This window comes from Neofamilia massiliensis (assembly GCF_001299475.1).
Taxonomy (GTDB): domain Bacteria; phylum Bacillota; class Clostridia; order Tissierellales; family Peptoniphilaceae; genus Neofamilia; species Neofamilia massiliensis.
Window position 1 is genome coordinate 859,022 of sequence record NZ_CYUJ01000003.1, and the last position, 22,626, is coordinate 881,647.

The 22,626-nt window shown below is 34.1% G+C and carries 24 protein-coding genes; 14 read left to right on the top strand and 10 right to left on the bottom strand.

Annotation, left to right across the window (positions count from 1 at the left end; translation table 11 throughout):
* Window positions 1-34: 34 nt before the first annotated feature.
* Window positions 35-1,339, bottom strand: a complete 1,305-nt coding sequence (locus BN2667_RS08485) for an aldehyde dehydrogenase family protein (RefSeq protein WP_054252891.1) — start codon at window positions 1,337-1,339, stop codon at window positions 35-37.
* 90 nt (window positions 1,340-1,429) lie between these two features.
* On the bottom strand, window positions 1,430-2,809 hold the full coding sequence (locus tag BN2667_RS08490; RefSeq protein ID WP_082380238.1) for an MATE family efflux transporter: 1,380 nt from the start codon (window positions 2,807-2,809) through the stop codon (window positions 1,430-1,432).
* 205 nt (window positions 2,810-3,014) lie between these two features.
* On the opposite strand from BN2667_RS08490, the gene BN2667_RS08495 reads away from it, so the two are divergent.
* A complete protein-coding gene (locus tag BN2667_RS08495) occupies window positions 3,015-3,302 on the top strand; it encodes a hypothetical protein (protein ID WP_054252892.1) in 288 nt (95 codons plus the stop codon).
* Between the two features lie 51 nt (window positions 3,303-3,353).
* Here the strand turns inward: BN2667_RS08495 and jag are convergent, their stop codons facing one another.
* The 5 genes from jag to rpmH are packed head-to-tail and all read right to left on the bottom strand — an operon-like array spanning window position 3,354 to window position 5,752.
* Window positions 3,354-4,325: an RNA-binding cell elongation regulator Jag/EloR gene (gene jag, locus BN2667_RS08500; protein ID WP_054252893.1), complete on the bottom strand. Its 972-nt coding sequence runs from the start codon at window positions 4,323-4,325 to the stop codon at window positions 3,354-3,356.
* Complete coding sequence (locus tag BN2667_RS08505; protein WP_054252894.1) at window positions 4,322-5,059, bottom strand: YidC/Oxa1 family membrane protein insertase; 738 nt, start codon at window positions 5,057-5,059, stop codon at window positions 4,322-4,324. Before BN2667_RS08505 ends, jag begins: the two co-directional genes overlap by 4 nt.
* Before the next feature lie 8 nt (window positions 5,060-5,067).
* Window positions 5,068-5,283: a membrane protein insertion efficiency factor YidD gene (gene yidD / locus BN2667_RS09480; RefSeq protein ID WP_054252895.1), complete on the bottom strand. Its 216-nt coding sequence runs from the start codon at window positions 5,281-5,283 to the stop codon at window positions 5,068-5,070.
* Window positions 5,284-5,613, bottom strand: coding sequence for a ribonuclease P protein component (gene rnpA, locus BN2667_RS09485; protein WP_054252896.1), 330 nt, complete (start codon window positions 5,611-5,613; stop codon window positions 5,284-5,286).
* Between the two features lies 1 nt (window position 5,614).
* Complete coding sequence (gene rpmH / locus BN2667_RS08520; protein ID WP_054252897.1) at window positions 5,615-5,752, bottom strand: 50S ribosomal protein L34; 138 nt, start codon at window positions 5,750-5,752, stop codon at window positions 5,615-5,617.
* Window positions 5,753-6,350: 598 nt separating this feature from the next.
* On the opposite strand from rpmH, the gene dnaA reads away from it, so the two are divergent.
* From dnaA to BN2667_RS08575, 11 genes are all read left to right on the top strand, one after another.
* A complete protein-coding gene (gene dnaA, locus BN2667_RS08525; protein WP_054252898.1) occupies window positions 6,351-7,664 on the top strand; it encodes a chromosomal replication initiator protein DnaA in 1,314 nt (437 codons plus the stop codon).
* A 114-nt stretch (window positions 7,665-7,778) separates the two neighbouring features.
* A complete protein-coding gene (dnaN, locus tag BN2667_RS08530) occupies window positions 7,779-8,876 on the top strand; it encodes a DNA polymerase III subunit beta (RefSeq protein ID WP_054252899.1) in 1,098 nt (365 codons plus the stop codon).
* Window positions 8,876-9,088 (top strand): S4 domain-containing protein YaaA, encoded by a 213-nt coding sequence (gene yaaA, locus BN2667_RS08535; RefSeq protein ID WP_054252900.1) that lies wholly within the window; start codon window positions 8,876-8,878, stop codon window positions 9,086-9,088. The genes dnaN and yaaA overlap by 1 nt, the downstream gene beginning before the upstream one ends.
* The gene (gene recF / locus BN2667_RS08540; protein WP_054252901.1) at window positions 9,089-10,207 is read left to right on the top strand and encodes a DNA replication/repair protein RecF; all 1,119 of its coding nucleotides are present in this window, start codon (window positions 9,089-9,091) and stop codon (window positions 10,205-10,207) included.
* Window positions 10,207-12,126, top strand: a complete 1,920-nt coding sequence (gyrB, locus tag BN2667_RS08545) for a DNA topoisomerase (ATP-hydrolyzing) subunit B (RefSeq protein WP_054252902.1) — start codon at window positions 10,207-10,209, stop codon at window positions 12,124-12,126. The genes recF and gyrB overlap by 1 nt, the downstream gene beginning before the upstream one ends.
* Window positions 12,127-12,134: 8 nt before the next feature.
* The gene (gyrA, locus tag BN2667_RS08550) at window positions 12,135-14,561 is read left to right on the top strand and encodes a DNA gyrase subunit A (RefSeq protein ID WP_054252903.1); all 2,427 of its coding nucleotides are present in this window, start codon (window positions 12,135-12,137) and stop codon (window positions 14,559-14,561) included.
* A gap of 1 nt (window position 14,562) precedes the next feature.
* Window positions 14,563-14,886, top strand: coding sequence for an STAS domain-containing protein (locus tag BN2667_RS08555; protein WP_054252904.1), 324 nt, complete (start codon window positions 14,563-14,565; stop codon window positions 14,884-14,886).
* The gene (locus tag BN2667_RS08560) at window positions 14,879-15,229 is read left to right on the top strand and encodes an ATP-binding protein (protein ID WP_054252905.1); all 351 of its coding nucleotides are present in this window, start codon (window positions 14,879-14,881) and stop codon (window positions 15,227-15,229) included. Before BN2667_RS08555 ends, BN2667_RS08560 begins: the two co-directional genes overlap by 8 nt.
* An 11-nt stretch (window positions 15,230-15,240) precedes the next feature.
* Window positions 15,241-16,017: a SigB/SigF/SigG family RNA polymerase sigma factor gene (locus BN2667_RS08565; protein ID WP_054252906.1), complete on the top strand. Its 777-nt coding sequence runs from the start codon at window positions 15,241-15,243 to the stop codon at window positions 16,015-16,017.
* Between the two features lie 35 nt (window positions 16,018-16,052).
* Window positions 16,053-16,922, top strand: coding sequence for a hypothetical protein (locus tag BN2667_RS08570; RefSeq protein WP_054252907.1), 870 nt, complete (start codon window positions 16,053-16,055; stop codon window positions 16,920-16,922).
* 8 nt (window positions 16,923-16,930) lie between these two features.
* The gene (locus tag BN2667_RS08575) at window positions 16,931-17,434 is read left to right on the top strand and encodes a dihydrofolate reductase (RefSeq protein WP_054252908.1); all 504 of its coding nucleotides are present in this window, start codon (window positions 16,931-16,933) and stop codon (window positions 17,432-17,434) included.
* Window positions 17,435-17,485: 51 nt separating this feature from the next.
* On the opposite strand, the gene BN2667_RS08580 is transcribed toward BN2667_RS08575, so the two are convergent.
* Together BN2667_RS08580 and BN2667_RS08585 are read right to left on the bottom strand one after the other, a co-directional pair.
* Window positions 17,486-17,872 (bottom strand): hypothetical protein, encoded by a 387-nt coding sequence (locus BN2667_RS08580; RefSeq protein WP_054252909.1) that lies wholly within the window; start codon window positions 17,870-17,872, stop codon window positions 17,486-17,488.
* 26 nt (window positions 17,873-17,898) lie between these two features.
* Complete coding sequence (locus tag BN2667_RS08585) at window positions 17,899-18,288, bottom strand: hypothetical protein (protein WP_054252910.1); 390 nt, start codon at window positions 18,286-18,288, stop codon at window positions 17,899-17,901.
* 407 nt (window positions 18,289-18,695) lie between these two features.
* Between BN2667_RS08585 and nox the strand changes: the two genes are divergently transcribed.
* Window positions 18,696-20,042 carry a H2O-forming NADH oxidase gene (nox, locus tag BN2667_RS08590; RefSeq protein ID WP_054252911.1) on the top strand — a complete coding sequence of 449 codons (1,347 nt, stop codon included), beginning with the start codon at window positions 18,696-18,698 and terminating at the stop codon, window positions 20,040-20,042.
* A gap of 74 nt (window positions 20,043-20,116) precedes the next feature.
* Here nox and BN2667_RS08595 read toward each other — a convergent pair whose 3' ends face one another.
* On the bottom strand, window positions 20,117-20,929 hold the full coding sequence (locus BN2667_RS08595) for an SDR family oxidoreductase (RefSeq protein ID WP_054252912.1): 813 nt from the start codon (window positions 20,927-20,929) through the stop codon (window positions 20,117-20,119).
* A 182-nt stretch (window positions 20,930-21,111) separates the two neighbouring features.
* Here BN2667_RS08595 and BN2667_RS08600 point away from each other — a divergent pair, with 182 nt between their 5' ends.
* Window positions 21,112-22,536 carry an aminoacyl-histidine dipeptidase gene (locus tag BN2667_RS08600; RefSeq protein WP_054252913.1) on the top strand — a complete coding sequence of 475 codons (1,425 nt, stop codon included), beginning with the start codon at window positions 21,112-21,114 and terminating at the stop codon, window positions 22,534-22,536.
* Window positions 22,537-22,626 lie beyond the last annotated feature (90 nt).

Genomic DNA, 22,626 nt, shown 5'->3' on the forward strand with positions numbered 1-22,626 from the left:
AGGGGATAAATTATTTTTTAGGCGAAAGATCTTTTTATTTTTTAAAAAACTTCTTTGGATCAAAACCCTTGTAAGGTGGATACCTAAAGGGTAGGTCGATTTTAGCTGACTTTTTTAAGATGCTTACTTTTCTAGAAAAAGTTTCAAAGGAATATTTTCCGTGATAGGACCCTTGGCCAGAGGCTCCAACTCCACCAAAGGGCAGACTTGGAATAGACAGGTGAACTAGGGTGTCGTTAATGGCTCCGCCACCAAAGGAAATATTTTCTAGGACATAGGAAATTTCCTTCTTGTCTTCTGTAAATAAATAAAGGGCTAGAGGATTCTTGTGGGCCTTAATTATTTCAGCGCAATCTTCTAGTTTCTCAAAGGCAAGGACAGGTAAAAATGGACCAAAAATTTCTTCTTCCATAAAGGGACTAGTCATGTCAGTAGAAAAGACCCTTGGCACAAATTTTAATTTTTCATAGTCAACTAGGGAATCTTCGTAAAGGCCTTGGTCCTTTAACAGACTTGCTAGGCGATTAAAGTGGTCTAGGTCTATAATAGAAGAAAGATGGGGACTATCTAGGGGATTTGGTCCAAAAAATTCACCTATGGCCTTGTTCATTTCAGCTTTTAATGGCTCTTCTAGGTCCTTTCTAACTAAGAGATAGTCAGGAGCCACACAAGTTTGGCCAGCGTTTAAAGTCTTGCCCCAAATAATTCTTCTGGCTACAGTTTTTAAATTTTCAGCCTCAGAAACTATAATAGGACTTTTGCCTCCTAGTTCTAAGACTAGGGGAATCATTTTTTCTCCAGCAAGTTTGGCCATTTGTCTGCCAACTTTTGTAGACCCAGTAAAAAACAAAAAGTCTATATCTTCATCCATAAACCTTTGTCTAGACCCTTCTTCAAGACCATAAACTAAGACTTCTTCTTCAGCATAAACTTCCGCAAAGATTTCCTTAATTATTTTAGAAGTAGCTGGAGCTTTTTTTGAAGTCTTTAAAACTACAGTATTTCCTGCGGCCAAGGCTCCAATAGCTGGCGCCATAGCTAGGAGGAAGGGGTAGTTCCATGGAGATGCAATACCAACTCTGCCATAGGGCAGGTAGTGGATTTCTCCCTTGCCAACTTGTTGGTAGAAGGGAAGGATCTTTCTTTCTTTTTTCGCCCACTTAGGCAAATTTTTTATGGCATAAGAAAGCTCTTCTACAACCATTAAATATTCAGAAAGATAGGCCTCTTCCATAGATTTTCCCAGGTCAGTTTCAAGAGCCTCTAAAATTTCTTCTCGATATTTCTTTATTGTAAAATTTAAATTTTCTAGTTTGTATAATCTTTCTTTTAAGTCCACCTTAATATCCTCTCTTGTGTTTTTCTTTCTTTAATTATAACAAAAATTGAAATTAAAAAAGCTAAGAAGATTTGTTCTTAGCTTAAAATTTTAGGCGCGATTAAGGGCTCTTAGGTCTTTCTTTAGAGAAATATCCAGGGTCCTTACAAAGATAAAAGTAACCATAAGAAGGGTTACTAGCTCTGATACAATTGTTGCCAGCCATATATACTCAGGGCCAAATATTTTAGGCAGAATAAATAAGGCCAGGGAAATATTTATATAGCCTCTTAAAATAGAAACTATAAGCCCCTCTCTTGGGTGCTTGCTGGCAGTTAAATAACCAGAAGCTACAATAGAAAGACCAGTAATTATAAAACCTAAAGAGAAGATTCTAAGCTTTGCAACTGAGTAAGAAAAAAGTTCTAAATTTTCTTGGTCAATAAAAATTCCAACAATAGTCTTTGAAAAAACTAGGCAAAGAACAAAGAAAAGTCCACCAAAAATCAAGGAAGTCCTAACCATTAAGTAAAATAATTCTCTTAGGCTGCTAGTATTTTCCTGACCCTTGTGATAGCTTACAAGTGGCTGAGATCCTTGGTTAATTGCAATCATAGTATTGATTACTAGGTTGTTTACATACATTATTATAGAATAAGTGGTAATATAATCTAAGCCTAAGTACTTTATAATGCTGTAGTTGTAAGAAAATGTAGTAAATCCAATAGAAAGCTCTGTCAAGGCCTCAGGTATGCCAGTTTTTATAATCTTAAAAATGTGGACAAAACTTGCATTTATCTTTCTAAATTTTAAATTTGCATTGGCAAATAAAAAGTGGCCTAGGTAAATACAAGTTCCTAAAACTTGGGAAATTCCTGTAGCAAAAGCTGCGCCTTTTATACCATAGTCAAAGACAAAGACAAAAAGATAGTCTAAAACTATATTAGTCAAAGAGGCTATTATACCAACCTTTACTGATAGTTTTGGGTTTCCATCTGCCTTTACTAGGATTTCTAAATTATAGGCCAACATAAAAAACACAGAAAAGGGAACAATAACCCTTAAATAATCATAGGCAAAAGTATAAACTTCTCCTTGGGCCTTTAAAAATCTAAGTAAAAAATCTAGATTAAAAAAAGCCAGGGCTCCCAAACCTAGACCAAGTAAAGTTATTAGAACAAGAGACAGGGTAAAGTAGCCATTTGCAACTTTTTCTTCATTTCTGCCTCTGTAGTAAGCAATAATATTAGAAGAGCCAACTGAAATTAAAATCGCCAAGGCAAACAAAAGGCTAATATAAGGCATAGAAATATTTACACCAGCCAAGGCCTTAGGCCCAAGTCCTCTACCTACAAAGGCTCCATCAACCATAGTATATAGGGAGAAAAACCACATGGCCCCTATAGATGGAAAGACAAACTTTTTAAATTGTTTTTTTGTTTTTTCTATTATTTCTTTTCTTTTTAAATTTATAGAAGAATTTTTCGTCAATATATCTGCAACCTTTTTATATTTTTTATAATATATTTATTTTAGAACCCTTTAAAATACTTGTCAACAGTAAATATTTGTTTTTCACAGGGATTTTTCTTTGGTATAATTATATGATTTTTTCTTAATTATTTTAAAATGCCTATGGCTTAAATATTTAATTTAGGGTATTAATAAATAAATACTTTTATAAGGATGGTTATTTATGCAAATAAAAATTGATGACAAACTTCTTGAGCTTTTAAAGGAGAGAAGTGAAAATAATATTACTATTACTTTAAAGGGAAACCCTTCTTGCAAGGGCTTTGAATTTAATCCCCTAGTTAGAAATGGAAGTCCTAAAGAGGAAAAACGTGAAAATTATTCTCTTTTTGAAACAGACGGGATAAATATATACCTAGATAAAAATATAGAAGCTGAAAATCCAGAAAATATTTTCATCCACTTTAAGAGAGTGGGGATGACAGAAAACTATTTTGCTGACTTTTCATAAAATTATTTTCAAAAAAACCAGGGAATTTTCTCCCTGGTGTTTTTTTCGTGATTAAATGCTTGCTTTTTTTGAAATTACCACTCTTCTATAAGGATCTCTACCTTCTGAGTGGGTTGTAATTCCTTCATAGTTTTGAAGGACCATATGAACTATTCTTCTGTCTGCTGGGTTCATAGGTTCTAATTTTACTGGTCGGCCGTATCTAATTACCCTATCTAAACCCCTTTTGGCTATTTTTTCAAGATTTTTATTTCTCTTGTCCCTATAGCCATTTGCATCTACTTTTACCCTAATAAAGTTTTCTTTGTGTTTATTTATAACTTGGCTTAGTAGGTATTGAAGGGAATCAAGGGTTGAACCGTGTTTTCCAATTACTATGCCTAAAGATGATGGGTTAGGGCTTTTTATTTCTACATTTAAATTGTCTCCATCAAAGTCTAAGTCCAAGTCATAAGAAATATTAAACTCGTCAATTATTGTTTGTAAAAATTCTTCAGACTTATTTTTTACTTCTATATCTGTCCATATATCGTCAATGTTTTTCTTATAAGGATAAGGCCTGTCTTCAGAGTCATTATCTTCATCGTCTTCTTCAAAGTCCTCTTCCTCTTCTTCTACAAAAGTATTTTCTGTAGGCTCTTCTTCTTGTAAAGTCTCGATTATTTCGACTTCCTCGTTTTCTACTGGCTCTTCTTCTACTACTTCGTCTTCAAGGTCAGCCTTGCCAGTAGTTTCAACTATCACTTCTTCCTTTGGCTGAACTTTTATTTCTTCTTTTTCTTCTAGAACTTCTTCTTTTTTCTCTTCTTTTTGGCCATCATAGAGAATATCTCTTACAAAAGATGATATGTCTTCTTTTTCTTTTATTTTAACCATAGCATCTTTTTGGCCTAGGCCTAGAAAACCTGATTTTGCTTCTTCTAAAACTTCGATTTCAACTTCACTTCTAGTTAGGCCTAATTCTATTAGACCCTTTTCTATGGCTTCATCTACTGTCTTAGCTGTCTTTATTATAAAACTCAATCTCTTTCACCTTCTACTTTATTTAAGAAAATTTTATTTATGATAAGCTGCTGGATAGTTTGTAAGCCTTGGTTGATTATCATATATAGGGGTATTACTGCAGGAAGGTTTCTGTAAATAAATACAAACATTAGTGGCATCATTATAGTCATCATTTCATTAGACTGTTTCATAGCCTGGTCTTTTTCCCTATCACCAGTTGATGGTCTAGGTTGGCTGGCCATGATGATTTTTTGGCTAATAAAAGACACTACACCTGATAATATAGGAATTATCATGGTTTTGTCCTTGTCGGCAATATTTGTCATCCAGAAAAATGCCTTGTTTATAGATTCATAATAACCTGCTTCTGCAAAAACATATACATCTGGCTGTCTTACTACAGCAAACATAGCAAATAGTATAGGCATTTGAATTAGAAGTGGAAGACAGCCTCCTAGAGGGCTTACTCCTGCTTCTTTATAAAGCTCTTGTTGCTTTCTTGCTATGGTTTGCATATCATTTCCGTATTTTTTTTGAAGTTCTTGTACCTGGCTTTGTAGGGCTCTAGTCTTTGCCATTGATTCTTGTTGCTTTAAAGTTAGTGGCAGGGTGATTAATTTTATTATCACTGACATTAAAATTATAGCAAAGGCATAATTTGATACTGGCCCTGTGTCTGCTGGGTTTATACTACTTATAAACTCGTAGGAGAGTCTAAGTATCCAGCCTACAAATTGGTAAATATATCTCATTTGTCCTCCTATTTTAGTGGATCATAGCCGCCCTTGTGATAGGGATGGCACTTTAGTATTCTCTTTACTGCTAGGAAGCTTCCCTTAAAAAATCCATATTTTTTATAGGCCTCTAGGGCATATTGGGAGCAGGTTGGTGTAAACCTACAATGGGCTCCTGGCAATAAATATTTTGAGATAAATCTTTGATAAAATCTTATAAGGTAAATCATTAGGTATTTCATTTATCTTTTCACCACTTTTGAAATTTTTAATATATGGTAAAAGGCAGATTTTAGGTCTTTAAAAGAGATATCTGGAACATTTTTTTTAACTATAAAAATAAGGTCATAGCCTTCTTTAATAGAGTCTTCGTATGTTCGAAATATCTCTCTTAGTCTTCTCTTAATTTTATTTCTAACAACTGCTGTCCCAATTTTTTTAGACACAGTAAAACCTACCCTTGTATAGCCTAAATTATTTTTTCTGACATACAAAACTAGGTTTCTATTACCATATGACTTTCCTGTCGTATAAGCTTTTTTAAAATCAAAGTAACTTTTAACAGTGATCATATTATTTGACTGTTAGTCTTTTTCTCCCTTTTTTTCTACGAGATGCAATTACATTACGGCCAGATTTAGTTAACATTCTTTTTCTAAATCCATGTACTCTTGCTCTTCTTTTTTTCTTTGGTTGGTAAGTTCTTTTCATAAACTATGCACCTCCTCATATTTACTCTATTTAATCACATCTTATAGTATATAAATATTCCCAATCTTTGTCAATAAATAAAAAGATATTCACATAATTTTAAAATATAGGAAAAAATAAAAATAAAGATTTTAAAATTTGACCAAGAACTTTTTAAAAGTTATTATTTATTAACCTGTGGATAAGTCTTGTAAAAAACATTTGTTTGTGATAAAATATTTCTAGATAAATTTATCTGTAAGTAGTTGATAACTCCTAGCTTTCAACTACTTTTATAAAGACTTTTTTTTAGAGGAAATCCTCTTTAAATGTTTTTTATTATTAACAACTTATCCTTGGCGAAAATTTATAAAAATTAGATTTTGTGGATTAGTTCCTTGTCAACAGTCTGTTGATAAGTCTGTGGATATCTACTAGCTTTTTTAAAAATTTATCTAGATAAAGCTAATAATTTACAAAAAAATCTATGCACAAGGAAAATTTTTTTAGCCTGTTAATAAGAAAAATATATAAATTATCCACACTGTCCACAGTGAATAAGTCTTTTACTTTTGTGTATAAACTTATCCACTGTTGTTAATGTTTATAAGGAGAGAGTATGACTAGAAATAACAATGAAACTTGGATCCGAATCCTAAACGAAATCGAAAGAAATATTGGTAGTAACTACGATATATGGTTTCAAGGTGTGTCTCATAAAGTTGTTGATGATGAATTTATAATTTATGTTCCCAACAATTTTACATACACCCAGATGAACAAAAGGTACTATTCTATTGTTGAAAAGGCCATTAGAAATGTGACTAACTACGACTACAATTTAGTTTTTCAAATAGCTGAAGGTTCTGTTGTAGATGATGTAGACCCAATCTCAAATTACAGGTCAGAATCTAATATTAATCCTAGGTATACCTTTGACAATTTTGTAGTTGGAAAATCTAATGAATTTCCCCATGCTGCTGCTTTATCTGTAGCAGAAAATCCTGGAGGTTTAAACAATCCTCTATTTATATATGGATCATCAGGCCTAGGAAAAACCCACCTAATGCTTGCAATTGGAAATTATATGTTAGAAAAAAATCCCGACCTAAAACCAATTTATGTATCTTCTGAACAGTTTACTAATGAGCTGGTAGAAGCTCTAAGAAAGGATACAACTCCAGAATTTAGGGACAAATACAGAAATGTAGATCTTTTATTAGTAGACGATATTCAATTTCTAATAGGCAAGGAGCGAATTCAAGAAGAATTTTTCCACACCTTTAACATGCTCCACCAAAATTACAAACAAATTGTAGTAACTTCAGATAAACCTCCCAAGGACTTAAAGGGCCTTGAGTCTCGTATTATAACCAGACTTGGCGGAGGATTAATTGCAGATATTTTAGAACCTGATATAGAAACTAGAATAGCAATTTTGAGAAATAAAAATGAACAGGAAAATTTCCAAATTTCTGACGAAGTTATAGACTACATTGCTGAAAATGTAGATTCAAATATTAGAGAGTTAGAAGGTGCCTTGCTTAGGGTCGTTGCTTTTTCTAACTTAACAGGAAAAACTGTAGACCTACAAATGGCAAAAAATGTTCTTAGAAGTATCCTAGACCAAAAGAAAAAAATAGTTATTGATTCAAATAGGATAAAAAATATTATTTCTGACCACTATGGCGTAAGTGTAGAAGACTTAGATTCTAAAAAAAGACCAAAAGATATAGCCTATGCTAGACAAGTTGCCATGTACTTGTGCAGGGAGATGACAGATATGTCCCTACCTAAGATAGGAGCTGATTTTGGAGGCAGAGACCACACAACTGTAATTCACGCAGTTGATAAAATTTCAAGTGAAATTAAAGCAGACTCTACTACAAAAAAGACCATCCAAGATTTAAAGAGAAAAGTAAAAGGCGACTAGTTGTTCACAAGTTATAAATTGAGCTTATTGAGACATACTAAGACTTAGGGACCTTATCAACATATTCACAGGTCCTACTACTACTAAAACATATAATATAACTAAGGAGAAACCATGAAATTTACAATTAACCAACAAAAACTAAATGAAAGTATATCTATAGTACAAAGAGCAATTTCTTCTAAGGCTATATCTAAAGAACTAGAAGGAGTTCTTTTACAAATTGAAGGAAGTAAATTAAAACTTACAGGAACAGATGCAGAAATAATATCCATAGAAACCTATGTAGACTGTCAGGTTATAGAAGAAGGATCAACTTTAGTAAATGCCAGATTATTTGGAGATATAATAAGAAAGCTTCCAAATGACGATATAGAAATAGAAGTAAAGGGAGATAGGATGTTTATCCAAGTTCAAAAATCAAACTTTGAGCTTCTAACTCACAATTATAAAGACTATCCATCTCTTCCAAAGTTAACTGATGAAAATTCTATAATAATAGATACAGGATCATTAAAAAGAGCCATTAAACAAACAAGCTTTGCCGTATCTTTAGACTATAACAGAAGGGCCCTAACAGGAGTTCTCTTTGAAGTAAAAAATGACCAAATAAATTTTGTAGCCTTAGACGGATATAGGCTAGCAGTTTATACAGATATGAGTCCATCTGAAAAAGAATACACAGCCATAGTTCCAGCCAAGGCTTTGACAGAGTTATCTAGAACTATTTCAGATGAAGATGAAAATATTAGAGTATGTTTTTCTAGAAATAATATAAGATTTGACCTAAAGGACACCACCTTTTATTCCCAACTAATAGATGGCCAATTTTTCAAATACGATGAAATTATTAGAAAAGACCATGTAACTACAGTAAAAGTAAACAGACACGCCTTCCAACAATCCCTAGAAAGGGCAGAACTTTTAGCTAAAGAAGAAAAGGCAAATTTAGTAAAACTTGAAATTAAAAATTCTATGGTTAGAATCCTATCTAATACAGAACTTGGATCAGTAGAAGAAGAAGTTTTAGCTGACATTGACGGAACTGACCAACTAATAGCCTTTAACTCTAGATATCTCTTAGACGGAATAAAAAATATGGAAGATGTAGAAATAAATTTAAGTCTCTTAGACGATGTAAATCCTATGATAATAACAGGAGTAGACAACGACTCTTACCTTTACCTAGTACTACCAGTGAGGTTGGCCTAATGATGGTTAGAGAAGTAAAAATAGACACAGAATTTATAAAACTAGACTCACTTTTAAAATATGCAAACCTAGTAGGAACTGGCGGAGAGGCAAAAATCCTCATCCAAGAAGGCCAGGTCCTAGTAAATGGTGAGGTTGAAACTAGGAGAGGAAGAAAAATCCACAAGGGCGACCTTGTAGACTTAGAAGGACAAATAATAGAAGTAAAATAGATGAAAGTAAAAGAAATCTCTATAAAGAATTTTAGAAATTACTCAGATTTATTTTTACAACCAAATAAAAATATAAATGTCTTTGTTGGAAAAAATGCCAGTGGCAAGACTAATATCTTAGAGGCAATTTCTATATTAATTTCTGCAAGGTCTTTTAGAACTAGTAGAGACAGAGAGATTTTAAAATTCGGCGAAGACTATTTTGAAATTCTCGCCCTTATAGAAAAATCTGGTTTAGACAAAGACTACCAGCTAATTTATGAAAAAAACAAGAAAAAGAAATACCAAGTAAACCTATCTAATATAAAAAGTTTAAATGAACTTAGAATGGAAGGCCCCTTGGTTAGCTTTGTGCCAGAAGACTTAGAAATTGTAAAAGACGGTCCAGCCCTTAGAAGAAAATACATGGACCAGGCTATTTCAAATTTAGACTTTATCTATAGGTACAATTTAAAAAAATACAATTCGATTTTAAAAGAAAAAAATAGTCTCTTAAAAGATAGAAACAAGGGCCTAGATACAAAACTTTTATTTCAAGCCTACAATGTCCAACTGGCATCCCTAGGAGCCTACTTAATCCTAGCTAGAAAAGAATTTTTAGACCAGGTAAACAAGGATATTAAAGACATCCACCTTTCTATAACAAGTGGAGAAGAAGTCCTAGACTTAATTTATCAAAATCCCTTTAAGGACATGGACAATATTAAAAAAATCGAAAGTTCTCTTTACCAGGCTATGATGGAGGCCTTAGACAAGGATCTTTTTGTAAAATATTCTACCTTTGGTCCCCATAGAGATGATTTTGACATTGAAAGCAATAATATTTCTTTAAAAACCTATGGGTCTCAAGGACAAAAACGATCGGCAGTTTTGTCTATGAAGCTAGTTGAAATTAATTTAATAAAGGCTAGGAGAAATATAGCTCCCATAGTTTTATTAGATGATGTTTTTTCAGAATTAGACCAAAAGAGAAGGCGGATGCTAATAGAAAATCTTTTAGATGTCCAATCTTTTATAACTATGGCAGAGAAAAAATATTTAGATGAATTTAAAGGTTTTTCTTATAATATATATTTAGTTGATAATAGTAAAGTGAAATTATTAGACGGAGGAAATTAATGGATAATAAAAATACAAATTATGGAGCAGACAATATAGAGGTTCTAGAAGGTCTGGCTCCAGTAAGGCTAAGGCCTCACATGTACATTGGTTCAACTGGTCCTAAGGGCCTCCACCACTGTGTATATGAGGTTTTAGACAACTCAATAGATGAGGTTCTAGCAGGTAGGGCCACAACAGTAAAGGTAAAAATTTACAAGGACGGGTCCATATCTGTAGAAGATGACGGTTCAGGTATTCCTGTAGAAACTCACAAGTCTACTGGCCTATCAACAGTAGAAACAGTACTTACAATCCTTCACGCTGGAGGAAAGTTTCACGCTGGAGCTTACAAGGTTTCTGGTGGTCTTCACGGTGTAGGTGTTTCTGTAGTAAACGCCTTGTCTGAATGGCTAGAAGTTGTAGTATCTAGAAATGAAAAAAAATACAAACAGAGATTTGAAAGGGGAATTAGGCAAGGTGACCTAGAGGTTGTAGGAGAAGCTAAAAAAACTGGAACCTTTGTCCGCTTTAAGCCAGACCCAGAAATTTTTACAGAAACTGTAGAGTTTGATTACGAAGTTTTAGCTAGAAGATTTAAGGAAACAGCCTTTTTAACCAAAGAAGTAAAAATAATTTTAGAAGACGAGAGAACTGGAAAAAAGGAAACTTTCCATTATAACGGAGGAATAAAATCTTTTGTAGACGAACTAAACAAGTCTAAAGAACCTCTCCACAAGGACGTTATCTACTTAGAAGATGACAAAGAAGGCCACAATGTCCAAATTGCCATCCAATATGTAGACGGCTACAGCGAAAATGTCCTATCCTTTGCCAACAACATTAACACAGGAGAAGGTGGAACCCACGTCTCAGGCTTTAGGGGAGGTCTTACTAGGACCTTAAATGACTATGCCAGAGAATTTAACTTCCTAAAGGAAAAAGACGACAACTTCCAAGGTGAAGATACAAGAATTGGCCTAACAGCAATAATTTCCATAAAACTTCCAAACCCTCAATACGAAGGCCAAACAAAAGGAAAACTTGTAAATTCAGAAACTAGGGGAATTGTTGAAAATATAATAAATGACCTTTTAAAGTCCTATTTAATAGAAAATCCAAAAACTGCCAAGGCAATAATGGAAAAAGTTGTTAGGTCCAAGGAAGAAAGAGAGGCTGTAAGAAAATTAAAAACAGCCCAAAGAAGGACTTCAATGTTAGAAAAAACTACCCTACCAGGAAAGTTAGCTGACTGCCAGTCAAATGACATGGAAGTAACAGAAATTTTTCTAGTGGAAGGGGACTCTGCTGGTGGATCTGCAAAAATGGGCAGGGACAACTACCACCAAGCTATCCTACCCCTAAAGGGTAAGATAATGAACGTTGAAAAGGCCAACCTAATTAGGGTTTTAGAATATGAAGAAATCCTTTCTATGATTTCTGCCTTTGGAACAGGAATTGGCGACGACTTTGATATAAGTAAACTTAGGTATGGAAAAATTATAATAATGACAGATGCTGACGTTGACGGCGCCCATATTATGACCCTGCTACTTACTTTCTTCTATAGGTATATGCCAGAGCTTATTAGACAGGGCCACGTCTATGTTGCCAACCCACCACTTTATGGCCTAATTAGAGGAACTAAGGTTATAAGATACTGCTATGACGAAAAGGAATTAGAAAAAGTATCTAAGGAAATCGATATGAAAAACATAAAAATTTCTAGGTACAAGGGTCTTGGGGAAATGAATGCAGAACAACTTTGGGACACAACAATGAACCCAGACCACAGAATCCTTCACAGGGTTACCATTGACGATTCTGACGATGAAGTTTATTTAGACGAAACCTTTAGTATCCTAATGGGAGACAAGGTAGAACCTAGAAGACAATTTATAGAAGAAAATGCAAAACTTGTTAAGAATCTGGATGCATAGGAGGAAAAATGACAGAAGAAAATAAAGACTTACAGACAATAGTAAATGTAGACTTAAAAAAGTCTATGAAAGAGGCATATTTAGACTATGCAATGAGTGTCATTGTATCTCGTGCTCTTCCAGATGTTAGAGATGGGCTAAAACCAGTTCACAGGAGAATAATCTATGGTATGAACCAGCTCCTTCTATATCCAGACAAGCCTTATAGAAAATCCGCTAGACTTGTAGGGGACGTAATGGGTAGGTTCCACCCTCATGGTGACTCAGCTATTTATGAAGCAGTAGTAAGACTGGCCCAAGACTTCTCTACTAGGTATCCTTTAGCAGACGGCCAAGGAAACTTCGGTTCTATAGACGGAGACGGTGCAGCAGCCATGCGTTATACAGAAGTTAGAATGACCAAGCTGGCCCAAGAAATGCTTAGAGACATTGACAAGGACACAGTAGACTTTGGTCCAAACTTTGACGACTCAGAAAAAGAACCAACAGTCCTACCATCGAAATTTCCTAACTTACTTGTAAATGGATCATCAGGTATAGCAGTAGGTATGGCTACAAATATGGCCCCTCACAACTTATCTGAAACCATAGATGGAGTAGTTGCCTATATAGACAATAATGACATAACTACAGACGAGCTAATGACCTACATTAAGGGCCCAGACTTTCCTACAGGCGGAATGATTATGGGCAAAAAGGCCATAAAAGAAGCCTATGAAACAGGTAGGGGCAAACTTACTTTAAGGGCAGTAATAGAAGTAGAAGAAACAAAGAAGAAAACTTCCCTTATAGTAAAAGAACTTCCTTACCAAGTTAACAAATCAAGGCTTATTAAAAAAATAGCTGAATATGTCCAAGAAAAGAAAATCGAAGGTATCTCAGACCTAAGAGACGAATCAGACAGGTCTGGAATGAGAATTGTAATAGAATTAAAAAGAGATGCAATTCCAGAAGTTGTAATAAACAACCTTTACAAGTACACTCAACTTCAAACTACCTTTGGCATAATAAATATAGCCCTAGTAAATGGAGAGCCAAAAGAGCTTAGCCTAAAGGAATTAATTTATCACTACGTAAACCACCAAATCGAAGTTATAGAAAGAAGAACTAGATTTGAACTAAACAAGGCAGAAAGAAGGGCCCATATTTTAGAAGGCTTAAAAATTGCCATAGACAATATTGATGAAATAATAAAGATTATTAGGGCCAACTATTCAGATGCAGAAATAAAGGCAGAATTTGAAAAGAGATATGGCCTTACAGACATCCAGTCTCAAGCAATATTAGACATGCAATTAAAACGTCTATCAGGACTCCAAAGAGAAAAGTTAGACGAAGAATATGCTAATTTAATAAAAGAAATAGCAAGGCTTAAAGAAATTTTAGCCAACCCTCATATAAGAGACTCTATAATAAAACAAGAACTTATAGAAATAAAAGAAAAATATGGAGACATGAGAAGAACGGCAATAATGCCAGCAGCAGAAGAAATTGACATGGCTTCTATGATTCCAGAGGAAGATGTAGTAATAACCTTAACTAACAAGGGCTATATAAAGAGGATGCCAGAAGGGGCCTACAAACCACAAAACAGAGGTGGCAAGGGTATTAGAGCCTTGACAACCAAGGACGAAGACTTTGTCTGCCAAATGTTTATAGTAAACACCCATGACAACCTCCTATTCTTTACAAACTTTGGAAATGTCTTTAGACTAGTAGGCTACGAAATTCCAGAAGCAGGTAGGCAGGCTAGGGGCATGGCCATAGTTAATCTCTTAGACCTAAGACCAGGAGAAGAAGTATCTACAGTTCTTGCAGTAGATGAATTTAATCCAGAAAAATACTTCACCATGGTTACTAAAGAAGGATCAATAAAGAGAACTAGTGTAGAAGAATTTAAAAACATTAGGAGATCAGGACTTAGGGCAATAAACCTAAGAGAAGGCGACCAACTAATAGGAGTAGAAATTACCAACGGTAAAAATGACCTTATCCTAACAACTAAAGATGGCAATGCCATAAGATTTAAAGAAGCTGACGTAAATCCAACAGGCAGAACATCAATGGGAGTTATAGGCATAAGACTTAATAAAGACGACCAAGTAGTTAATTTCTCAAGAATAGAAAAAGACAAGTATTTAATTTCTGTAGGGGAAAATGGCTATGGAAAACTTACTGACCTTGATGAATTTAATGTCCAAAACCGTGGAGGCAAGGGAGTAATATCCTATAAGGTAACTGAAAAAACAGGCAAAGTTGTAGGATCCTTTGTAGTTGGCAAAGAAGACCAACTTATGATAATATCAGAAGATGGAACAGTAATTAGAATTGCTGCAGACCAAATCTCAATCCTAGGTAGAAATACCCAAGGAGTAAGGCTGATTAATGTGAAAAACTCTAAGGTTGTTGCACTGGCAATATTTATAGGAGAATAAAATGGCATTTAGAAAAGAAATTGAAGAAAGAAAAGACAAGACAATAATAAAACTCTTTGGAGAACTAGATATTTATGTTTCTAGCGATTTTAAAGAAGAAGTTTTAGAAATATTAGAAAAAACTAAAGATCACTTATACTTGGACCTAAAAGAATTAGAATATATCGATTCAACAGGTCTAGGAGCTTTAATAGCCTTAGTAAAAGAAGCAGGCGAAATAGACAAAAAAGTCTATCTAAAAGATGTAAACGAGAGAATAAGAAAATTATTTAAAATTACAGCCCTAGAAGACATGTTTATATTTGTAGGTGGCATAGATGAATAGAGAAGTATTTACCTTTAATATCCCAGCCCTAAGTGAAAATATAACCATAATAAGGCTGACAACATCAGCTATAGCCTCAAAGCTAGACTTTACCATAGACCAAATCGAAGATTTAAAACTTTGTGTAGCAGAACTTTGTAACCTTGGTCTATCAAAAGAAGACAACTTATTTAAAATCGAGTACAGCCTAGACAGAGAAGAAAATGCTATAGAAATAAAATTTCACAACTTAGAAATAGACGACCAGGCAGAAAATTTTGAAATATCAAAAATGATACTTCAAGCTCTAATAGAAGAAATAGAATTTGAAAAAGAATATATTAAGATAAAATTATTTGTCTAATAGGAGCCCTTATGACAACTAAGAAAAATGACAAACAATTAGATAGAGAAGAGCAGACCAGGCTTTTTAAAGAATACAAAGAGACCAAGGACAAGGCTATTAGGGACAAGCTTATAGAAGACAACCTCTATATAGCAGAAATACTTGCAAAAAAATATGCCAACAAGGGCATAGACTATGACGATATTTTTCAAGTGGCGTCAATAGGACTAATTTATGCAGTAGATAGGTTTGATGTAGATAGAGGCTATCAGTTTTCATCCTTTGCAACGCCAACGATAATTGGAGAAATAAAAAGACACTTTAGAGACAAGGGCTGGACTATAAGAGTGCCTAGAAGGATTCAAGAACTATCTAAGAAGATCAACAACGCCAAAGTCGACTTAGCCCAAGAATTACAAAGATCTCCAACAGTAAAGGACATAGCAGAATATTTAGAATCAACTGAAGAAGAAATCCTTGAAGCCATGGAAGCCTCAAAGGTTTACTCGCCTCAGTCCTTGGACCTAACCTATGACGGTGGCGAAGATTCAGATATTTCCCTGGCAGATTTAATAGGCGAAGAAGACAAGTACTATGAAAAAATCGAAAACAACGATTTTATAGAAAAAGCCATGTCCATACTTTCAGAAACAGAAAAGAAAATTTTAATAGACAGGTATTTTAACAAAAAAACCCAGTCTGCCATAGCAGAAGAATTAAACATATCTCAAATGACAGTATCTAGGTTGGAAAAGAAGATCCTAGAGAAGATGAAAAATGAAATAGAGAGAATATTTGCAAACTAGTCACCTTTATGGTGACTTTTTGACTTGGAGAGAAAATGAAAAAGAAACAAGTTTATATAATTTTAATACTTCTTTTAATCCTTGGAAGCATATTTTTTTCTTTAGCAAAATTTGATTTGATACCCTTAGTCCACAATATATTTTTAATAGGAGGATTTTTTCTCCTAGCAGCCTTGACTTTATTTCTAGGCTATATTTTTGGAAAAATTAAAGTGAGAAAAAAGGCCACAAAAATTATAAAGATAATACTTTTGTGCCTCTATTATGGCCTAATAGGTCTAGGCCTATATTTTTATATAATCTTAGGAGTTTTTTCCTATAAGACTGGAGAAAAAGTTTCTTATAGGGACCAGACTTATTATATAATAGACGAAAGCTTTTTTGATCCATATTATGTAATTTATAAAAAGACAGGGCCAGTAACAATGGAAAAAACTGGACCAAGCTATAATTTTATACCAGACCTAACTGAAGAAAATATAGAAAAATTAATATTGGGTACCTATGAATATAAAGAAGGGTCAACAAGTCATGAGGAAACTGTGGATAAGACCCAAGAAGAAATTACTCAAGAAGTAGAAGAAAGTGTCCAAGAAGCACAGACTAGGGAAGAAAAAGAAGCCCTATTTAATAGTTTAGACCCAGAAGACCTTATAAAAATCCCAGAATCACCTTATGTCCTAGGCATAGTAGACAAGGCCCTAGGCTCATCTTATTTTTATTACTTTGGCAAGGAAGAAAATGGAAAAATCTCCTATATTTCAGAATTAAAAGGCTACCCTGCCTATAAGTCTGGAGAAATTAAAGAAGAGAAAATAGAAGTTAAATTTATAGACGTAAATGGAAAAACTTACACCTACCAATCAATAGACGGTGGAAAAAACTTTGAAAAAATAGAAAAATAGGAGGACAAATGAGAGACCTAGAATTAATCTTTATAGTAGACGAAAACTGGAACATAGGCCTAAATGGAGATATGCTCTATAAGACGAAAGTAGACCTAGACCACTTTAGAAATACAACTGAAGGCCAGGTCCTTTTAATGGGCAGAAAAACCCTAGAAGCCCTACCAGGAGGCAGGGGCCTAAAAAACAGGATAAACATAGTCCTATCTAGAGACGAAAACTACCAGGCAGAAAATATAGTCCTAGTAAACTCCCTAGACCAAATGGAAAGAGAAATAGAAAAATACCCAGACAAGAAAATATTTTTAATAGGTGGAGAAAACCTAGTCAAGCAACTTTTTGACTCCTGCACCTATGCCTATATAACAAAAATCAACCACAAGTTTAAAAACTTCGACAGCTCAATTCCAAACTTAGATGACTTAGATAACTGGAAAATAGTAAAAAAACAAGGGCCAGTAGACGATAAAACCCACTTGCTAACATTTTTAGAGTATAAAAAAATAAAATAAGAGAAATTTGAAAAGTGCTAATAGAAGAATAATCTATCAGCACTTTTTCTTTTAAAGATTTCCCAGTGAGTGGACTTTTTCTAGCTGGGTATTTGTAATATTTTTATTTGAAATTTTTTCTATATTTATAGTCTTATTATCCTTGGGAAAATAAAGAACATAGGCCTTGTTGTCAACAATAAATAAGACATCTTGGCCGTCAAGATTAAAGAAGTAATGGTCCCTATAGATCTTCTCATAAACCGTTTCCACATATTCCCTTCCATTATCAACATACAAGACCCCATCTTTTTCAAAATTAAAATTCAGAGAATTCTCATAGCTGTAGTAGCCGATAATATTTTTGTCATAGGACTTTTCAGTAAAAACATTTGCAATAAAAATTACATTTACAAAAATGGAAAGGACAAGTAACAAATAAAGCATCTTTTTCTTCATAATAAACTCCTTTTAGATATTTAATCCTAAGCTTTTAAAATTATTATAAGGACTATAAGTCCAAAAAGGCCAGCGGAAAAATTTGCAAAGGCTGTGGATTTATTATTTTCTTTATAGGTCAAGGCTCCTTTAATAAATCCATTAGCACTTATAAAGATAAGGGTAAAAATGGATAGGTCAAAGGTCTTAGCAAGTATTATATATAAAAGCAAGATTATAGTTAGACCTATGTAGCCATAGCCTCCAATATTTTCTTTTATCTTTAGATAATCTAAGCCTCTAGAGAAGAAAAATCCACATAAGCCTAGGCCATAAGCAAGGCTAACAATATAATTTTTACTTATTATCCAGATTATTAACATGGCTAGGGCCAGGATAAAAAGGTATTTTTGAATTTTACTCATTTTATTAATCATAAGGTCCTCCGCAAAAGTATATATTTCTAATTGTCCTATACCCGACAAGCTTATTCTTAAATAAAAAGGCCAATAATAAATAATCAAAGTAGGGGAAAAATAATTTTTTAGAATAACCATACTTAATTTAGTAAAAAAATTAAAAATCCCCTAAAATGCTAATAGACAGCTATTGGCATTTTTATTTGGAAAGTTATGACCTAGTCTTAAAAAACAACTTTAACTTTTGAAAGTTCTTCTTTATATTTTTTCACAAATTATACTATACTACTTGCATAAACTTAACTAGTGGAGTATAATTTAAATCGGAGTACACAAGATTAATGAAGATTAAAAATTTTTATTTTTTAAAAAGCCAATATTGGCAAATTTTTAATTAAACAAACAAATTTACAAGGAGGAAAAAAATGACAAAAATTATTGTAATTGGAGCAAACCACGCAGGTACTGCTGCATCTAACACACTACTTGACAACATTAAGGATGTTGATTTAACTATTTATGACAGAAACAACAACATATCCTTTTTAGGTTGTGGAATGGCCCTTTGGATTGGGGAACAAATTTCTACATCTGATGGTCTATTTTACTGCAGCAAGGACGTTTTTGAAGAGAAAGGCGCCAAGGTTCACATGGAATCTGAAGTTCTTTCTATAGATGAAGACAAAAAAACTGTAAAAGTAAGACTTGCTGACGGATCAGAAATCGAAGATACTTATGACAAACTTATACTTGCAACTGGATCTAGACCTAGATCAAATAACATACCTGGAGAAGACCTTGAAAACATAGAAGTTGCAAAATTATTCCAAGACGCGAAAAAAGTTAAGGAAATCGGCCTAAGAGATGAAATTAAAAATGTTGTAGTTGTTGGCTCTGGCTATATTGGAGTTGAGCTAGCAGAAGCCTTCCAAAGAATTGGAAAAAACACAACTTTAGTTACAAGATCTGAAAAAATTCTTCACAACTACTATGACGAAGACTTTTCAAAACCACTACAAGATGCCATGGTAGAAAACGGCATTAAAATTGTTTTAGGCGAAAATGTAAAAGAATACAAGGGCGAAAATGGAAAAGTTACTGCTGTAAAAACAGACAAGGGAGAGTATCCAGCTGACCTTGTAATTAATTCTATTGGCTTTGTTCCTAATGTATTCTTGGGAGAAAGTTTAAAGAAACACGACAAAACTGGCGCCTACCTTGTAGACAAACACTTCAGAACATCAAATCCAGATATTTATGCCATTGGCGATTGTGCAACAATTTATTACAAACCAACTGACTCTCAAGAATATGTAGCCCTAGCAACTAACGCAGTTCGTTCAGGTATTGTAGCTGCTTTAAACGCTGGCGGACTTGACTTAGAAACTCCAGGAGTTCAAGGTTCATCAGGTATGCAAATATACGGCCACAAAATTGTAATGACTGGTATGTCTCTAGACATGGCAGCCAAATACGGCATAGACGTAGAATACACAGACTTTGAAGACCTACAAAAACCTGCCTTTATGGAAAATGTAGAAAACGCCAAAGTTAAGGTTAGAATTGTCTACAGAAAAGATGACAGGAGAATTATTGGTGCCCAACTTGGATCAACTTATGACGTTTCAATGGGTATCCACATGTTTTCTTTAGCCATCCAAAAAGACGTAACAATAGATGAGCTAGCTTTAACAGATATATTCTTTATGCCTCACTTTAACCAACCATATAACTATATAACTATGGCAGCAGTTTCAGCTGTTTTAGGATAATTTAAGCAAAGAAAAAAGGGACCTAAGCTAGTCCCTTTTTTCATAAATATTTTCAAATTCTCAGTTTTTAATTTTTAGGCTCTAGCCATTAACTCTGCTAGTTTTAAATGTAGGCCACCATCTACAAGTAGGTCAGTACCAGTTATAAAGTAAGCATCATCTGAGGCTAAGAATTTTACAGCCTTGGCTATATCTTCTGGTTCTCCAAGTCTCTTTATTGGAGTAACAGTTTCCATGGCCTTCATCTTTTCAGCATGTTCTTCAGCTGCCTTTCTAGCCATTGGAGTCATAATAATTCCAGGAGAAATAGAAACTATTCTAGCTCCAACTTCCCCAAAGTCAGATGCATACTTTCTAACCATTAGTTGAACAGCCTTTTTAGAAAAATTATAGGCAAGATCTGATTTGTCTTCAACAATTTCAACTAACTTGTCTATGGCGCCTTCAGCATCAGGTTCAACTAAAAGGCCGTCATAGGCTGGGTTGTCTAAAACAGTGTGGCCCATCATAGAAGAAATTAAAATTAAAACTCCTCCTGGAGAAATATTTTTCTTGGCTGACTCAATTAGGTGGAGGGTTCCAAGTAAGTCTATTTCAAAAGTCTTTTTAGCAGAAGCGCCGACACCAGAAACGCCAGCTGAGTTTAAAACAGTTTTAATATCTCCCAGGCTCTTTCCATAGGCGAAAAGTTCATCAACACTTGCTTGGTCAGAAATGTCAGAAGTCTTGTATAAAGCATCTACGCCTAGACCCTTTAATTCTTCACAAGCAGATACAAGTTTTGCTTCAGTCCTACCAGTAATTAAAACCTTGCCGTCTTTAAATCTCTTGGCACACTCAAGGCCAATTCCACTAGAACCGCCAGTTATAATGTGAACATTAGTCATAATTTTTACCTCCAATTAAATTTTTTCTCATTTATTTAGTATTACTATACCCAAATAGTAAATAAAAAACTCTGGAAGATAAAATACAAACAAAAAATGAAGAAAATTAAAGAAAATAACATATAAAAAAGGAATTTTAGGGTAAAGAATAAATATGAAAAAAAATATTTTAGGAGGACAAAATGCCATTAAATATTGAACCAAAAGAAGTGTTTTCTTGGTTTTACGAAATAAACCAAATACCAAGATGTTCAGGAAACGAAAAGGGAGTATCAGACTTTTTAGTAAACTTTGCCAAGGAGAGAAACTTAGAATACATCCAAGACGAAGTTAACAACGTAATTATAAAAAAACCAGCAAGCCCTGGCTACGAAAATTCAGACCCAGTAATAATCCAAGGTCACATGGACATGGTTTGTGTAAAAACAGATGACTCAGACCACGACTTTTCTAAAGACCCAATAGATATGTTCGTAGACGGCGACCTATTAAAGGCCAACAAGACCACCCTTGGTGGAGATGACGGCATGGCAGTAGCCTACGCACTGGCAATTCTAGACGGCGACTACAAGCACCCAGCCCTAGAAGTCCTAATAACAGTTGAAGAAGAAACAACTATGAAGGGGGCAGGAGCCATAAAAGAAGGCATGCTTACAGGCAAAAAACTTTTAAACATTGACTCAGAAGAAGAGGGAATCTTTTTAGTATCGTCAGCAGGTGGAAATACTGTCCACACCATTTTTAAAAAGGACTATCAAGACTTTGATGCAAAGTCCTATTTAATATCAATAGGCGGCCTAGAAGGTGGCCACTCTGGTATGGAAATAAACAAGCAAAGAGGAAACGCAAATATTATTCTCTTTAGACTTTTAGACAGGGCCAGACAAGAAGGAGAAATTAGACTTGGCTCAGTAAAAGGTGGTAGCAAACACAACGCCATTCCATCAACAGCCCAAGCCCAAGTTTATGTAAAAGATTCAGCTAGCATAGAAGCAATAAAAGACCTATTTAAAGAAATCAAGGGAGAATTTACAGCAGTTGATCCTGACCTATCACTAACTATAGAAGAAAAATCTGGAGCAAAGGCATTTTCAAAAGATCTTACAGACAATATAATTGACTACTACAACCTAGTTCCAGACGGAGTAATAGCTATTTCAAACTCAATTAAAGGCCTGGTCCAAACATCACTAAACAATGCAGTAATAGAAGACCATGAAGATGAAATTCTTCTAATAACATCAGTAAGGTCATCAGTAGAATCCCAATTAGACAAGGTAGCTAGAACTTTAGAAATTCTAGCAAATAAAGCAGGTGCAACCTTTGAAGAAGTAGAAAGATACCCAGCTTGGGAATACGAAGAAGACTCAAAACTAAGAGACATAGCCCTAAAAACCTACGAAGATATGTTTAAGGAAAAGGCAACCTATACAGCAGTTCACGCAGGCCTAGAATGTGGCTTACTAAAAAAAGTTCTAAAAGACACTGAAATGATCTCCTTTGGTCCAAACATGTGGGACGTCCACTCACCAAAAGAGAGAATATCAATAAAATCAACCCAAAGAGTCTTTGACTTTACAGTAAAATTATTGGAAAATTTAAAATAAGAATAGAAGTATGAGATCCTAGAAATCCTAGGATCTTTTTTTATCTTATAAAACTCCCAAAAAGGGTAAGATAAAAATAAAAAAGGAGCT

Excerpts from the sequence above, each read along its gene's own strand:
- BN2667_RS08495 (WP_054252892.1), top strand. The coding sequence starts at position 3,015 with ATGCAAATAAAAATTGATGACAAACTTCTTGAGCTTTTAAAGGAGAGA.
- BN2667_RS08505 (WP_054252894.1), bottom strand. The coding sequence starts at position 5,059 with ATGAGATATATTTACCAATTTGTAGGCTGGATACTTAGACTCTCCTAC.
- yidD (WP_054252895.1), bottom strand. The coding sequence starts at position 5,283 with ATGAAATACCTAATGATTTACCTTATAAGATTTTATCAAAGATTTATC.
- rnpA (WP_054252896.1), bottom strand. The coding sequence starts at position 5,613 with ATGATCACTGTTAAAAGTTACTTTGATTTTAAAAAAGCTTATACGACA.
- rpmH (WP_054252897.1), bottom strand. The coding sequence starts at position 5,752 with ATGAAAAGAACTTACCAACCAAAGAAAAAAAGAAGAGCAAGAGTACAT.
- dnaA (WP_054252898.1), top strand. The coding sequence starts at position 6,351 with ATGACTAGAAATAACAATGAAACTTGGATCCGAATCCTAAACGAAATC.
- dnaN (WP_054252899.1), top strand. The coding sequence starts at position 7,779 with ATGAAATTTACAATTAACCAACAAAAACTAAATGAAAGTATATCTATA.
- yaaA (WP_054252900.1), top strand. The coding sequence starts at position 8,876 with ATGATGGTTAGAGAAGTAAAAATAGACACAGAATTTATAAAACTAGAC.
- recF (WP_054252901.1), top strand. The coding sequence starts at position 9,089 with ATGAAAGTAAAAGAAATCTCTATAAAGAATTTTAGAAATTACTCAGAT.
- gyrB (WP_054252902.1), top strand. The coding sequence starts at position 10,207 with ATGGATAATAAAAATACAAATTATGGAGCAGACAATATAGAGGTTCTA.
- gyrA (WP_054252903.1), top strand. The coding sequence starts at position 12,135 with ATGACAGAAGAAAATAAAGACTTACAGACAATAGTAAATGTAGACTTA.
- BN2667_RS08555 (WP_054252904.1), top strand. The coding sequence starts at position 14,563 with ATGGCATTTAGAAAAGAAATTGAAGAAAGAAAAGACAAGACAATAATA.
- BN2667_RS08560 (WP_054252905.1), top strand. The coding sequence starts at position 14,879 with ATGAATAGAGAAGTATTTACCTTTAATATCCCAGCCCTAAGTGAAAAT.
- BN2667_RS08565 (WP_054252906.1), top strand. The coding sequence starts at position 15,241 with ATGACAACTAAGAAAAATGACAAACAATTAGATAGAGAAGAGCAGACC.
- BN2667_RS08570 (WP_054252907.1), top strand. The coding sequence starts at position 16,053 with ATGAAAAAGAAACAAGTTTATATAATTTTAATACTTCTTTTAATCCTT.
- BN2667_RS08575 (WP_054252908.1), top strand. The coding sequence starts at position 16,931 with ATGAGAGACCTAGAATTAATCTTTATAGTAGACGAAAACTGGAACATA.
- BN2667_RS08580 (WP_054252909.1), bottom strand. The coding sequence starts at position 17,872 with ATGAAGAAAAAGATGCTTTATTTGTTACTTGTCCTTTCCATTTTTGTA.
- BN2667_RS08585 (WP_054252910.1), bottom strand. The coding sequence starts at position 18,288 with ATGATTAATAAAATGAGTAAAATTCAAAAATACCTTTTTATCCTGGCC.
- nox (WP_054252911.1), top strand. The coding sequence starts at position 18,696 with ATGACAAAAATTATTGTAATTGGAGCAAACCACGCAGGTACTGCTGCA.
- BN2667_RS08595 (WP_054252912.1), bottom strand. The coding sequence starts at position 20,929 with ATGACTAATGTTCACATTATAACTGGCGGTTCTAGTGGAATTGGCCTT.
- BN2667_RS08600 (WP_054252913.1), top strand. The coding sequence starts at position 21,112 with ATGCCATTAAATATTGAACCAAAAGAAGTGTTTTCTTGGTTTTACGAA.